This is a genomic window from Pseudomonas sp. No.21, assembly GCF_054558415.1.
In genome coordinates this window covers 238,160-251,124 of the sequence record NZ_BAAJNO010000009.1, presented here as the reverse complement: position 1 = coordinate 251,124, position 12,965 = coordinate 238,160, and the positions used below count along the sequence as shown (strand labels likewise).

At 67.0% G+C, this 12,965-nt stretch carries 13 protein-coding genes; 6 read left to right on the top strand and 7 right to left on the bottom strand.

Annotated features, from left to right (window positions below; all coding sequences use genetic code 11):
- The first annotated feature begins 254 nt into the window (after positions 1 to 254).
- Both ACYJSS_RS20355 and ACYJSS_RS20350 read left to right on the top strand, forming a co-directional pair.
- Entirely contained in the window at positions 255 to 710 is a 456-nt protein-coding gene (locus tag ACYJSS_RS20355; protein ID WP_111260255.1) for a GNAT family N-acetyltransferase, read from the top strand.
- Between the two features lie 54 nt (positions 711 to 764).
- Entirely contained in the window at positions 765 to 1,463 is a 699-nt protein-coding gene (locus ACYJSS_RS20350) for a phytanoyl-CoA dioxygenase family protein (protein ID WP_111260256.1), read from the top strand.
- On the opposite strand, the gene arsH is transcribed toward ACYJSS_RS20350, so the two are convergent.
- The 7 genes from arsH to ACYJSS_RS20315 form a co-directional block, all read right to left on the bottom strand.
- Complete coding sequence (arsH, locus tag ACYJSS_RS20345) at positions 1,431 to 2,129, bottom strand: arsenical resistance protein ArsH (protein ID WP_111260257.1); 699 nt, start codon at positions 2,127 to 2,129, stop codon at positions 1,431 to 1,433. The genes ACYJSS_RS20350 and arsH overlap by 33 nt on opposite strands.
- A gap of 13 nt (positions 2,130 to 2,142) precedes the next feature.
- Positions 2,143 to 2,610 carry an arsenate reductase ArsC gene (locus ACYJSS_RS20340; protein WP_111260258.1) on the bottom strand — a complete coding sequence of 156 codons (468 nt, stop codon included), beginning with the start codon at positions 2,608 to 2,610 and terminating at the stop codon, positions 2,143 to 2,145.
- 16 nt (positions 2,611 to 2,626) lie between these two features.
- A complete protein-coding gene (locus ACYJSS_RS20335; RefSeq protein WP_111260259.1) occupies positions 2,627 to 3,910 on the bottom strand; it encodes an arsenic transporter in 1,284 nt (427 codons plus the stop codon).
- 20 nt (positions 3,911 to 3,930) lie between these two features.
- Entirely contained in the window at positions 3,931 to 4,272 is a 342-nt protein-coding gene (locus tag ACYJSS_RS20330) for a metalloregulator ArsR/SmtB family transcription factor (protein ID WP_111260260.1), read from the bottom strand.
- A gap of 123 nt (positions 4,273 to 4,395) precedes the next feature.
- On the bottom strand, positions 4,396 to 5,325 hold the full coding sequence (locus tag ACYJSS_RS20325) for a MurR/RpiR family transcriptional regulator (protein ID WP_111260261.1): 930 nt from the start codon (positions 5,323 to 5,325) through the stop codon (positions 4,396 to 4,398).
- Between the two features lie 70 nt (positions 5,326 to 5,395).
- Entirely contained in the window at positions 5,396 to 6,508 is a 1,113-nt protein-coding gene (locus ACYJSS_RS20320) for a succinylglutamate desuccinylase/aspartoacylase family protein (RefSeq protein ID WP_111260262.1), read from the bottom strand.
- A gap of 69 nt (positions 6,509 to 6,577) precedes the next feature.
- Entirely contained in the window at positions 6,578 to 7,351 is a 774-nt protein-coding gene (locus ACYJSS_RS20315) for an ABC transporter substrate-binding protein (RefSeq protein WP_111260263.1), read from the bottom strand.
- A 433-nt stretch (positions 7,352 to 7,784) separates the two neighbouring features.
- Here ACYJSS_RS20315 and ACYJSS_RS20310 point away from each other — a divergent pair, with 433 nt between their 5' ends.
- From ACYJSS_RS20310 to ACYJSS_RS20295, 4 genes are all read left to right on the top strand, one after another.
- A complete protein-coding gene (locus tag ACYJSS_RS20310; RefSeq protein WP_236205543.1) occupies positions 7,785 to 9,551 on the top strand; it encodes a cyanophycinase in 1,767 nt (588 codons plus the stop codon).
- 85 nt (positions 9,552 to 9,636) lie between these two features.
- Positions 9,637 to 9,963: a hypothetical protein gene (locus tag ACYJSS_RS20305; protein ID WP_111260265.1), complete on the top strand. Its 327-nt coding sequence runs from the start codon at positions 9,637 to 9,639 to the stop codon at positions 9,961 to 9,963.
- A 65-nt stretch (positions 9,964 to 10,028) separates the two neighbouring features.
- Positions 10,029 to 11,324: an OprD family porin gene (locus tag ACYJSS_RS20300; RefSeq protein WP_111260266.1), complete on the top strand. Its 1,296-nt coding sequence runs from the start codon at positions 10,029 to 10,031 to the stop codon at positions 11,322 to 11,324.
- Positions 11,325 to 11,629: 305 nt separating this feature from the next.
- Positions 11,630 to 12,892 (top strand): cyanophycinase, encoded by a 1,263-nt coding sequence (locus ACYJSS_RS20295; protein ID WP_111260267.1) that lies wholly within the window; start codon positions 11,630 to 11,632, stop codon positions 12,890 to 12,892.
- Positions 12,893 to 12,965: the final 73 nt, after the last annotated feature.

Genomic DNA, 12,965 nt, shown 5'->3' with positions numbered 1-12,965 from the left:
GGCAATTTTGAAGGTTGACGAGCCTATCGGGCGGCGTCCGTGTCGTCTGTTCGTTAGCGAACATAGCCGTGTGCGGCGTTGTGGGCAGAGAGGCTGGCTGCGCGCCGGTCTCCTGTGCGGTGCGGCATCGTCCGAAGAAGGTGGCGCCGAAGTGATGACGGCTGGCACAGCTGGCGAAACGAATTCAACTGCTGCGAACAGAGTGAGCCGGCGCTTACACTGGCGGCTCCGCAACCACGGCTTCCGCTCGACACATGGCCAACCGACCGCACATACGACCCGCCCTGGATGGGGACATCGCCGCCCTCTGCGCGCTGGACCCCATCGCCTGCCCGGAACAGGGCCGTAGGCACTTCATCGCCACCGCCGTGGCCGCCGGCCAGTGCTGGGTCGCCACCGAGGCGGACGCTGCATCGGCGCTGCTCGGCTACGGGGTGATCAACGACGCCTTCTTCGAGCAGGACTTCATCCCGCGGCTGGTGGTGAGGGAGTCGGCGCGGCGTCGCGGCATCGCCTCCGCCCTGATCGGCGCGCTGGAGGGGCAGGGCACCGGCGCCAAGATGTTCACCTCCACCAACGCCTCCAACGCGCCGATGCGCGGCCTGCTCGCCAAGCTGGGCTTCGTTCCCAGCGGCCATATCGACAACCTGGACGAGGGCGACCCCGAGCTGGTCTTCGTCAAGTTCCGCCCGCGCGCCCAGGGCGCCTGATCGCAGGGTCAGCGGCTTGCGGGACATACCCACGATAAGGACATCGACAGCACCATGAGCAATCCGGAACAACTCCATCGCGACGGCTATGCACTGCTGCGCCAGGCGGTCCCCGCCGAGTGGCTGGATGCGCTGCGCGCCACCTTCGATGCCGGCGTGAAGCCCTCGGACCAATGGCCCGTACCGCGCGGCAGGGACTGGCGCCACTCGCTGCTGGACCATGATCCGAGGGTGCGGGCGGTGTGCCGCCTGCCGTCGCTGCTGGCGGTGGTGGGCGAGTTGATCGGCGAGCGCTTCTTCCTCGCCCAGGCGGAAGGCCGCGAGCCGCTGGCGGGCGGCGGCCACCAGCCGTTGCACCGTGACCTCTCCACGTACCGCCCGGGCGACATCGCCAACGCCCTGGTCTTCCTCGACGACTACGGCCCCGGCAACGGCGCCACCCGCATCGTGCCCGCCAGCCACCGACCGGCGCCGGGCGAGATGCCGTTCGACTTCAGCGACGAGTCCCGCTCCGTGCCGCTTTCCGGCACAGCGGGGGACATCCTCGTGTTCGACGTCGACCTGGTGCATGCGGGCAGCCTGAACCTGCTCGGCACGCGCCGCCGCTCCGTCCTCATCGCCTACTACGCCGGGGCGCTGCATGCGTCGCACCTGCAGACGGCGGGCCTGCGGGGTGTCCGGATGGAGGCGGTGGAGTGGTTCGAGCCGCCGGCGGCAGGATCAGATCGAACCCAGGTCGACCCGTTCGGATAGCGCTTGCGCGGCCTCCTTGCGCTCCGAATAGCGATCCACCAGCTCGGGATGATCCCTCAGTAGCCGCGTGAACCGCACCAGCTCCTCCATCACATCGACGACGCGATCGTAGTAGGCGGACGGCTTCATGCGGCCGGCGTCGTCGAACTCCATGTAGGCCTTCGGCACCGAGGACTGGTTGGGGATGGTGAACATGCGCATCCAGCGACCCAGGATGCGCAGCTGGTTGACGGCATTGAACGACTGCGAGCCGCCGCAGACCTGCATCACTGCCAGCGTCTTGCCCTGTGTGGGCCGAATGGCACCCAGGGCCAGGGGAACCCAGTCGATCTGGGCCTTGAACACGGCCGATACCGCACCGTGACGCTCGGGCGAACACCACACCTGGCCCTCCGACCAGAGGATCAGGTCACGCAGCTCCTGGACCTTGGGATGCTCCACCGGCGCATCGTCCGGTAGCGGCAGGCCGGAGGGATTGAACAGGCGTGTTTCCGCGCCGAAGTGCTCCAGCAGTCGCGCCGCTTCTTCGGTCAGCAGGCGGCTGAAGGAACGCTCCCTCGTCGAGCCGTAGAGCAGCAGGATGCGCGGCTTGTGCAGGCTGGCCTCATGGGCCGGTGGTGGTGCGTCGAACAGGGTCGGATCGAGATTCGGTAGGGGGTCTTTCATCGCTCGCGCTCGCTCAAAGGGTGCCGATCCTGTCCAGCTCACGCTTGAGCGCCTCGCGCCCCAGTTGCCCGAAGGGCAAGGCGAAGAAGGCGCGGCAGCGCGCGTCGATGCGTGCCAGCGTGGCCCGGAAGGCCGCCACCTGCTCTTCGTCACCGTGCACCTCGGAGGGGTCTTCCAGGCCCCAATGGGTTTTCAGCGCCGGGCCGAAGTACACCGGGCAGGCTTCACCCGCCGCCTTGTCGCAGACGGTGATGACGATGTCCGGCGGATCGTTCTCGAAGGCATCGTTGCCCTTGCTGCTCAGCCCGTCGATGGCGATGCCGGCCTGCTGGAGGGTCGTGAGGCTGCGTGGCAGCACCTGGCCCTTGGGGAAGCTCCCGGCGCTGACGGCCTCGAAACCCTCGGGCGCCAGGTGGTTGAACAGGGCTTCGGAAAGGATGCTGCGGCAGCTGTTGGCCGTGCACATGAAGAGGACTCGCATGCGGTGCTCCATTCGTTCAGATGGCCAGGCGCAGGGCCAGGGCCGAGAGAGTGATCAACAGGACCGGCAAGGTCAGCAGGATGCCGACCCTGAAGTAGTACCCCCAGGTGATGCGGATGCCCTTGCGCTCCAGTACGTGCAGCCAGAGCAGGGTGGCCAGGCTGCCGATGGGGGTGATCTTCGGGCCCAGGTCGCAGCCGATGACGTTCGCGTAGATCATCGCCTCGCGCACGATGCCGCTGGCTTCGCTGGCCTGGATGGAGAGGGCGCCGATCAGCACGCTGGGCATGTTGTTCATGACCGATGACAGGGCCGCCGACAGCAGCCCGGTGCCCAGGGCCGCGGCCCATGGGCCCTGCTCGGCGAGGCGGTTCAGAACCTGGGTGAGGGCGTCGGTCAGGCCGGCGTTCTTCAGGCCGTAGACCACCAGGTACATGCCCAGCGAGAAGACCACGACCTGCCAGGGGGCTTCCCGCAGCACCCGGCGCGTGGAAATGACGTGTCCCCTGGCCGCCACGGCGAAGAGGATGGCCGCGCAGATGGCCGCTACCACGCTGATGGGGATGCCCAGCGGCTCGAGGGCGAACAGGCCCACCAGCAGCAACAGCAGCACCCACCAGCCGACGACGAAGGTCGGACGGTCGCGGATCGCCTCGACGGGTGCCTTCAGGCCCTCGGGGGCGAAGCGTCCCGGGATGTCTCGGCGGTAGAACAGGTAGAGGACCAGCAGTGTCGCCGCGACGCTGACCAGGTTGACCGGCACCATCACCGAGGCGTACTCGGCGAAGCCCAGGCCGAAGTAGTCCGCCGAGACGATGTTCACCAGGTTCGACACCACCAGGGGGAGGCTGGCGGTATCGGCGATGAACCCGGCCGCCATGACGAAGGCCAGCGTCGTCGCGGCGCTGAAGCGCAGCGCCAGCAGCATCGAGATGACGATGGGGGTGAGGATCAGCGCAGCCCCGTCGTTGGCGAACAGTGCGGATACGGCGGCGCCCAGCAATACGCAGAAAGCGAACAGGCGATGGCCGCTGCCACCCGCCCAGCGGGCCACGTGCAGCGCGGCCCACTCGAAGAAGCCGGCCTCGTCGAGCAACAGGCTGATGATGATGACCGCGATGAAGGTCGCGGTGGCGTTCCACACGATGGCCCAGACGGTGGGGATGTCCTGCAGCGATACCGCCCCGGCGACGAGGGCGAGGAGGGCGCCCAGCGCAGCACTCCAGCCAACGCCAAGCCCCCTGGGTTGCCAGATGACCAGGACCAGGGTGAGCAGGAAAACGGCAGCGGCAATCAGCATGGGGGCTCTTCCAGGCGGGGTCAGCAGCAGGTGCGGACAGGGCGTCCATCCATGTCGCAAAGGCGGGCGGTGTTGCTCGCCAGCCAGTCGGCATTGGCTTGCAGGGTGGCCTCGAGTACCTCAGCGGCCCAGGCCGGCAGCGCCGGGTTGAGCCGGTAATAGACCCATTGCCCCTGGCGGCGGTCGAGCAACAGGCCGCTGCTACGCAGCAGGGCCAGGTGACGGGATACCTTGGGCTGGCTTTCGTCCAGCGCGCACATCAGCTCGCAGACGCACAGCTCTCCGTGGGCGGTGATCAGCAATGTGGCGCGTGCGCGGGTCTCGTCGGCCAGGCACTTGAACAGCTCGGGCGGGGTCAGCACGGCAGCTTCCTATTGCATATGGATTTTCGAATATACGGAAATCCATATGTGCTGGAAACCCCAGGTTTCATGGGCATCGCCCGCCCGGCCGTGCGAGGGGCGACCGGTCGCGGCGCGCCGCGATCACTCCTTGCGCTTGCGGATCGCTCGGCGCGGGCGGGGTTGTTCGGCCTGCACGTGCAGGTAGGACAGCACGCTCTCGGTGAGCTCGGCGGCGAGTTTCACCGCTTCCTTGTTGCGGGTCATGACGGCGGCGACGAGGCTTTCGATCAGGGCCAGCACCACGGTGTTGGAGCTGATCAATACCGGGTGGTCGGCGGGCGCGAAGAGCACCTGCTCGGCCAGCCGTACCAGGGGGGATGCCGGCGAGTCGGTGATGGCCAGTACCCGCGCCCCTCGCTCGTTGGCGAAACGCGCGAGGTGGATGGTGTCCAGCGAATAGCGTGGCAGCGAGATGGCCAGCAGCACGTCGTGCTCGGTGATCGCCGCGAGGCGGTAGGCCGCATTCTCGTTGCCGCCTTCCATGCTGATGGCCACCGCGTCGGCGCAATAGGGCATCAGGTTCGCCGCGGCCAGGCCGGCCATGTAGGCGCTGTTGCCGAACCCGAGGATGTAGATGCGGCGGGCCTGGGTCAGGCAGTCGACGAAGGCCTCGAAGGTGCTGGGGCTGTTGCTGCTCGCCGCCGACCCCAGGTTGCCACTGGCGACCTGGATCTGTTCATGCAGGCCGAAGGCGCCGTCCGGGCGCTGTGCCAGCTCGTTGCGCAACTTGTCCACGGGGGAGACCAGGTCCTGCAGCGTGCTCACCAGGGCGGCCTTCAGGGCGGTGAAGCCGGGCAGCTTGAGTGCGCGGGCCAGGCGATTGACTGCCGCCGCCGAGGTCGAGGTTTCCTGCGCCAGCTCCTCGATGGTCAGCGTCGCCGCCTTGAGCGGGTGGCGAAGGATGAAGTCCGCCACCTTGCGCAGCGACGGTTGCAGGTCCGGCGAGGCCGATGCCAGCTTTCGCATCATCGGCGAGGTGTAGACAGTCAGATCGTTCGGAGCTGGAGTCATGGCGGTCGCTGAGTTCGGTCTGGAGGGCGGGTGGGCGAGTGTATCCGATGGCGGCGGATCCCAGGCAGCCCTAGTCGCTCAGCAGGCGGCCGCTGCGGATGGGGGAGGCGCCGGCCACCTTGGCCAGCCAGAGCCCGGGCTGGGCGAAGCGCAGGCGTTCCCGCGCATAGAGGATGCCGGTGGTGCTCGCCCGTACCACGCTTCGCTGGCCGGAAAGGGGGTCGATGACTTCGAACAGCGGGTCACCCGGGCAAACCCGTGCTCCCAGCGGCTGCAGGTAGCTGACGACGCCGGTGTGCGGGGCATAGGCATATTCGGCGCCGGCGAAGGGCAGGGCGAGGCAGTCCTGCTCGGGCTCCTCGGGCCATTCGCCGTCGATGAAGCCCTCCCGGGCCAGGAAGGCCAGGATGGCCTCGGCGCTGTGCCTGGCGCGATCAGGCTCGGTATCGGCCATGCCGCCCAGCTCCAGTGTCGCGGCCACGCACGCCTGGGGAATCGGGTGTCCGGGAAAGGCGGCCGCCAGTTTCAGCCAGGGGCCGGCGCAGGCTTCGTCGAACGAGAAGCCGCCGGAGTCTTCTGCCAGCAGGGCGACCCGGGCGCGCAGGTGCGCCGCCAGGCCGCGCAGCGCAGGCCACACCTGAGGCAGGGCGTACAGCAACAGCACCGACTCGAAGTCGCAGTGCAGGTCGAGCACCAGGTCGGCCGTGCAGGCGTGGCGCAGCAGCAGGCGTTGCAAGCCCTCCAGGGGGGACGCGGGCGGCGGGAGCTGCCCGAGCGCATCGGCCATGGCTTCACGCAGCAGCCGGGCGTTGTGGTCGGCGTCCTGGCCGAGGTGCCGCTCGAGGGTGGGGATGACGAGCGAAGCCAGGTCGGGGAAGTCGCGGTTGAAGTTGCGCCCGCTGGCGAAGTCGAAGCGCCCCTGGTGGGTGCCCTGTATGACCTGGGCCAGCCCGATGGGGTTGGCCACGGGGACCAGTTCCACGCGGCCCAGCAGTCGCCCGGCCTCCTCGAGCTCGGCAAGGCGCCCGCGCAGCTCCGCCGCGACCCGCATGCCGGGCAGTTCGTCGGCGTGCAGCGCCGCCTGGATGTAAGCCTTGCGCGGGCCCTGGCCGAACGCGAAGAGGGTCAGGCGGCGCTCCGTTCCGGGTGTGCTCCAGGGAAGTGAATGCTCGATCCGATGCATGGGAAACCTGATGTCTGGGCAGAAAAAAGGGGCACCCGGTCGTGCCGGACACCCCTGCGGAGCAGGCTCTTACTGGCCGTAGATGTCGTAGGCGAAGTACTTGTCCTGAACCTCCTTGTACTTGCCGTTCTCGCGGAGGGCGGCGATGGCGTTGCTGAACTTCTCGGCCGTGGCCTTATCGCCCTTGCGCACGGCGATGCCGGCTCCGTTGCCGAAGTACTTGGGGTCGTTGAAGTCGGGGCCGACCAGGGCGAAATCCTTGCCTTCCGGCGTCTTGAGGAAGCCCTCGCCGATGTTCACCACGTCGGCCAGGGAGGCATCGATGCGGCCGGAGGCCAGGTCGAGGAAGGCTTCGTTCTGCGAGCCGTAGCGCACCACTTCGATGCCCGCGTCCGCGAATTTGTCGCTCGCGTAGCGATCGTAGGTCGACGCGCGCTGCACGCCGACCCGCTTGCCCTTGAGGTCCACCAGCGGGTCCTTGACCTCGGTGCCGGCCTTCATCACCAGCTTGCCGGGGGTGTGGTAGTACTTCTTGGTGAAGTCCACGGCCTTCAGGCGATCCGGGGTGATCGACATGGAGGACAGCACGGCGTCGACCTTGCGCACCTTGAGCGAAGGGATGAGGCCGTCGAAGGCCTGCTCGACCCACTCGCACTTGACCTGCATTTCGGCACACAGGGCATTGCCGATGTCGTAGTCGAATCCGCTGATCTGGCCGTCCGGTGTCTTGAAGGCGAAGGGCGGGTAGGCAGCCTCGATACCGATGCGCAGGGTGTCCTGGGCGTGTGCCAGGGATGCGCAGGCGGAGAGCGCCAGGGCGCCGAGCAGAGCGATCTTGTTCATCTTATGACTCCAGTTGCGGATGGTTGGGTCCCGCCGGTGCGGCGGGATTGAGGCTTCGCGGTGCGACGAACGCCGGAGCCCGGCCCTGGCTGGGGCGGGCCCCGGCGCCCCTCGGCGAGGTGGCCTGGCTCGTTGCGTGGTGCTTGCGATGAGTGACGCGTTTTGTGTCAGCAAAGCTAATTAGAAGAATTATTCGTGTCAATGCGTGTTTTTGCTGAAAAAATAATTTCATCCCGCGCATCTTCCCTGGAAGGCGCTTTCCAATGGGATTTCTGTTTTAAAAGCTGGCCGTCTGGACGGATTCGAGGGCGATGAGAGGGGTTGTGGTTGACTTTTTGTTGATATAAAACATTTCACAAATTGCTTTCGGTGAATTTCTTTGATTCATTCGAAAGGTCCGCACCTATCCTCAGAAGAGCAACAAGAAATGAGAATGCTGACCAAGCCGGGCGTGCTGCTTGCCGCCCTGATCCTCGCCGGCCATTGCGCGCCGAGCCGAGCCGAAGGCCACCTGCTGGCGGTAGGCGGCATGTTGCGTGCCAGCAACACCGCGGTTTACCAGAAGCTCATCGAGCTGGCCGGCGGTGTCGAGCGGGCACGCATAGCGATCATGCCCACGGCCAGCGGCAGCCTGGGCTCCAGCAAACGCTTCCAGGCCGAGCTGCAGGCGCTCGGGGTACCGGCCGAACGCATCACCATCGTGGGTATCGACAAGCAGAACTACCAGAGGACCATGAACGACCCGGCGGTGCTCGAGCCCCTGGGCGAAGCCAGCGCCGTCTGGTTCGTCGGTGGTGATCAGGCGCGTATCGCCCGTGCGCTGTACAACGCCGATGGCAGCGAGTCGCTGACGCTCAAGGCGGTGCGTGGCGTGTTCGACAAGGGCGGCGTGGTGGCCGGCACCAGTGCCGGGGCGAGCATTCTCGGCAGCACCATGCCGACCGCCTACGGCGTGGTCATGGACACGCTGGATTTCGGCGTGGCAGCCAGGGCCGACCAGCGCGGCACCGCGCTGCTCAAGGGGGCAGGGCTGTTCAAGGCCGGCATCATCGACCAGCACTTCGACCGCATCGAAGAGACCAGCACCGGGCGCGCCGCGCGCATGGCCAGCTACCTGGTCGGCCAGCAGCCGGCCAGGGGATTCGGCCTGGATACCAATACCGCCATCTGGGTGCAGCCCGGCGGCGAGTTGCAGGTGCTGGGCGAGGGCTACCTCACGGTGATGGACGCCAGCCAGGCGCGCAAGGAGTTCGGCCTGTACGGCACGCGCTTGCAGAACGTACGGCTGGCCATGCTCGGCAACGGCGACCGCTACGACCTGGCGACCGGCAAGGTGCAACCGGCCGAGGGCCAGGAAGCCATAGTGGCGGGCAACGAATACCTGGTGGGCAACCAACTGATCACGGACCTTTCCGCGGTTTCCGCCATGTCGCGAGCGGTGCTCTACGGCCTGGCCGACAACACCGCCACCCGCCAGGTGGGGTTGATGACCCGCTACAACCCGGCCAACGGCTACCACTACGGCTATCGCTTCGAGTTCAGCGAGGCTCCGGGCTTCCTGGCCCACAGCGGCTTCCAGGATTCGCTGACCCGCTACACGGTGCAGAACGTGCGCCTGGACATCGCCCCGGTGGATGCCTTCCTCGGCGACCCGGCGCGCAGCGGCCCGCAGGACGCCGTCAGCAGCCGTTGGCCGGATGCGGTTCGCGCGGTGAGCTTCCGTGGCCTGATGACCAGCGATGCGACGAACCACTTCGAACCCAAGCGTGCACTGACCCGCTTCGAGCTGGCCAACGCCTTGCAGATGACGCTGGCCGCCGAACCCGTCCCGGACCGGTTGCCGACGCTCAGTGACGTCAAGCGCAACCATCCGCTTCGCGAGCAGATCGAGGTCGTGGTGTCCAACGGCTGGTTGCCGGCCGGGGAACGCTTCGATGGCGAACGCGAGGTGACCCGCGCGGAATGGGCCCTGGCCTGCAAGGCGCTGGTCGAGGGCTTCGCCGGGACGCGCCTGCAAAGCCGCTCGCCGCTGACGGACCTGGGCGGAGTCGATCCTGCCGTCGCCGAGGCTGCCGAACTGCTGGTGGGCGAGGGCTGGATGGCTGCCGAGTCCGGTCGGTTCCGCCCGCAGGCGACGGTCAGCCGCGAAGAGGCTGCCCGCACCCTGGCCCGCCTGATAGGGCTCGCCAAACCTTCCTGACCCCCTGTTCCCAAACCTGCTTCGCCCCGTCGTGACGGGGCGGACGGACAGCCTTTGCCCGTGAAATCCCAAACGAGAGGCACCGATGCAATTGAACAACCTGGAGCTGTTCGCCCTGGACAAGCTGCTGCACGACCACGAGATCGCCGGCCAGGTCCTCCACGACGCCGGGGCCCGCGTGCTGGAGCGTGTCGAGACCCGTGACGGTTTCTTCGCGGTGATCGAGCTGCAGCAACGCCTGCGGGATGTCGGCGAGCTCTCCGAACGCGAGTGGAAATTCAGGCTGAAGAGCCCGAGGAAGGCCGCGGGTTACTTCGTCTGCTGGCCCGATGGCGAGTCGACCCTGTGCCTGGAGGCGGTGATCAGCCAGGGCCGGCGCCCGGACGTGCTGACGGCGGAGCTCTTCGCCTGACCGGGCAAAACCAGAAAGGGCCCGAGGGCCCAGCCACCACAACAACACCAAGAACGGAGTAAGGCATGAACCTCGTGAAACTGAGTTGTCTCGCACTGGCGGTCGCTGCGGCCGGGAGTCAGCTGGCCGTTGCCGGCCAGGCCGAGTCCAAGGGCTTCGTCGACGACAGCGCGCTGAAGCTGCTCAATCGCAACTACTACTTCAACCGCGATTTCAAGAACCAGCCCGGTAGCCAGAGCTACCGCGAGGAGTGGGCCCATGGCGTGATGGCCGAGTTCGCCTCGGGCTTCACCCAGGGGCCCGTCGGCTTCGGGGTCGATGCCTATGGCTACCTGGGGATCAAGCTCGACAGCGGCCGTGGTCGGGCCGGCACGGGCCTGCTGCCGATCAGCGACGAGGGGCGCGCGCAGGATGAGTACGGCGAGGCCGGCGGGGCGGCGAAGCTGCGGATCTCGAAGACGACCCTCAAGTACGGCGAGATGCGCACCGAGGCGCCGGTGTTCGCCACGGCGCACAGCCGCCTGCTGCCGGAAACCGCGACGGGTTTCCATATCGCCAGCGGCGAGATCGAGGGCCTGGCCCTGGAGGCCGGTCACTTCACCGCCTACAACAACCGCAACTCGACCAACAGCGACGAAGAGCTGTACCTCAACTACGGCAGTGGTGAGGTCGGCAAGACCATCGACTTCGCCGGCGGCTCCTACGCCGTCAGCGATGACCTGTCCGTGGCGTTGTATGCCTCGCGCTTCGAAGACACCTGGAACCAGTACTACGGCAACCTCAACTACACCCTGGGCATCAGCGAAGGGCAGAGCCTGAACGTCGATTTCAACCTGTACCGCACCGGCGATACGGGCGATGCCCTGCAGGGCGACATCAGCAACACCACGTACAGCCTGGCGGCCACCTACGCGCTGGGTTCGCACTCCATCCTGCTGGCCTACCAGCGCGTCGACGGCGACACCCCGTTCGACTATGTGGGAGGCGATTCGATCTTCCTCTCCAACTCCATGCAGTTCTCCGATTTCAACGCGCCCAACGAGCGGTCCTGGCGCATCGGCTACGGCTACGACTGGGCCGGCCTCGGCGTGCCGGGCCTGACCACCAAGGTCACCTACGTCAAGGGCACCGACATCGACGGCACCGATGCGGATGCGAACGGCGGCTACGCCGGCTTCTACGGCGAGGACGGCGAACACAGCGAGACCGACATCGACATCAAGTACGTCGTCCAGGACGGGCCGGCCAAGGATCTCTCGGTGCGCCTGCGCCAGGCCTTCCACTACGCCAACGAGGACCAGGGCGAGGGGGATCTGCATGAGTTCCGCGTGATCGTCGACTACCCGCTGAGCATCCTCTGACGCTGTGGCCCGCGCGCTCGCGGGCCGTTTCCAGGGCGCCGGCCGCCGTCCCTCGGGCACGGATGCCGGCCGCTTCGATTGCAAGGTCCGCTCGATTGCTCCTTTGGCCTTGGGGCGCCTGCCCGGCGCCTTTTTTTCCACGGGCGTCGCTCATGGGAATGCCCTGCCTGCGGTCGGGCCCGCATGCGGCTCCGGGCACCCGCGCTTCCCAGGCTTCTGCGCCCATCGATCCGCCGTTTTCGCAGTACCCGTTGCACAACATCCACAACGACGCTGCAGCTGACTGCAGCCACGGAGAACTGAAGATGAGACTGAGTAAATTGTGTCGCCACGTCGTCCTGCTGGTCGCGCTGGTTCCAGGGCTGGGTCATGCGGCCGGCGCGCTGCTGCTGGTCGGCGGGGGCCTCAAGGACGACAACAGCGCCATCTACCAACGCTTCATCCAGCTGGCCGGCGGCAGCGGCCAGGCCAGGATCGGCGTCATCACCGCCGCCTCCATCCCGGAAAGCCAGGACCCGGATGCCGGGACGGCGAATGCCGCCAACGCCAAGGCGAACGGCCTCTACTACGCCAATCTGCTGAAGAGCTATGGCGCCGTGAAGGCGGAGTGGATACCCATCGACCTGGACACTATCGCCAACAATGCCAACCCGACCGTGATCAGCCAGATCAACGGCATGACCGGCTTCTTCTTCGGCGGTGGCGACCAGTCGCGCCTGGTCCAGACCCTGCAGACGGCCAGTCGCGGCGATTCGCCGGCGCTGGCGGCCATCCGCAGCCGGTATGCCGCCGGTGCCGTGCTGGCCGGCACCAGTGCCGGCACGGCGATCATGGTCGACGGCCCGATGGTCACGGGCGGGGAGAGCTATGAAGCGCTGCGCTACGGCCCCTACACGACCCCGTCCGGCGATGACCTCTCCTATGACCCGGACGGCGGCTTCGGCTTCTTCGACTACGGCCTGCTCGATACCCACTTCAGCGAGCGCGGCCGCCAGGGCCGCATCGTGCGCCTGGCCGACTACACCGGCGTCCCCTTCGCCTTCGGCGTCGACGAGAACACCGGCCTGCTGGTGCAGAACAACGCCAGCCTCGGCCAGGTGGAGATGGAGGTCATCGGCACCGGGGGCGTATTCGTCTTCGACCTGCGCAATGCCGAACTCGGCGGTGGCAGCAGCTGGGCCCTGTACGATGTGCTGGCCAGCTACCTGACCAGCGGCGACAAGTACCGCCCGCAGACCGGCCAGTACGTGATCGCCAGCGGCAAGACCAGCCTGCGCGGCCGCGAGCAGTACAGCAGCGCGATGACGGCCACCGGCGACATCTTCAGCAGCCCCAACAACAGTGGCGCCAACGGCCGGCGCAAGCCGCGCGAGTTCGTCACCGTCAGTGCCGATCTCTTCAACAGCCGTTCGACCAGCACGCTGGGGCGCACCTATGAAACCAACCCACGCTACCGCGTCAACCTGGTCAAGAGCACCCAGTTCGACAGCCAGGGCTACAAGGGCACCCTGGGTGGCCAGACCATGACGTCCTACCTGCGCCTCCTGGTGGACATGCTTCCCAACTGATCCTCCGGCACGAGAGCCGCCCAGGGGCTCTCGTGCAATGCCTGTTCGGCTGCTCGATTACGACAGCGCGAAG

What these genes read in the sequence shown, in the direction of transcription:
- ACYJSS_RS20355 (WP_111260255.1), top strand. Translation starts at nt 255, where the DNA reads ATGGCCAACCGACCGCACATACGACCCGCCCTGGATGGGGACATCGCC.
- ACYJSS_RS20350 (WP_111260256.1), top strand. Translation starts at nt 765, where the DNA reads ATGAGCAATCCGGAACAACTCCATCGCGACGGCTATGCACTGCTGCGC.
- arsH (WP_111260257.1), bottom strand. Translation starts at nt 2,129, where the DNA reads ATGAAAGACCCCCTACCGAATCTCGATCCGACCCTGTTCGACGCACCA.
- ACYJSS_RS20340 (WP_111260258.1), bottom strand. Translation starts at nt 2,610, where the DNA reads ATGCGAGTCCTCTTCATGTGCACGGCCAACAGCTGCCGCAGCATCCTT.
- ACYJSS_RS20335 (WP_111260259.1), bottom strand. Translation starts at nt 3,910, where the DNA reads ATGCTGATTGCCGCTGCCGTTTTCCTGCTCACCCTGGTCCTGGTCATC.
- ACYJSS_RS20325 (WP_111260261.1), bottom strand. Translation starts at nt 5,325, where the DNA reads ATGACTCCAGCTCCGAACGATCTGACTGTCTACACCTCGCCGATGATG.
- ACYJSS_RS20320 (WP_111260262.1), bottom strand. Translation starts at nt 6,508, where the DNA reads ATGCATCGGATCGAGCATTCACTTCCCTGGAGCACACCCGGAACGGAG.
- ACYJSS_RS20315 (WP_111260263.1), bottom strand. Translation starts at nt 7,351, where the DNA reads ATGAACAAGATCGCTCTGCTCGGCGCCCTGGCGCTCTCCGCCTGCGCA.
- ACYJSS_RS20310 (WP_236205543.1), top strand. Translation starts at nt 7,785, where the DNA reads ATGCTGACCAAGCCGGGCGTGCTGCTTGCCGCCCTGATCCTCGCCGGC.
- ACYJSS_RS20305 (WP_111260265.1), top strand. Translation starts at nt 9,637, where the DNA reads ATGCAATTGAACAACCTGGAGCTGTTCGCCCTGGACAAGCTGCTGCAC.
- ACYJSS_RS20300 (WP_111260266.1), top strand. Translation starts at nt 10,029, where the DNA reads ATGAACCTCGTGAAACTGAGTTGTCTCGCACTGGCGGTCGCTGCGGCC.
- ACYJSS_RS20295 (WP_111260267.1), top strand. Translation starts at nt 11,630, where the DNA reads ATGAGACTGAGTAAATTGTGTCGCCACGTCGTCCTGCTGGTCGCGCTG.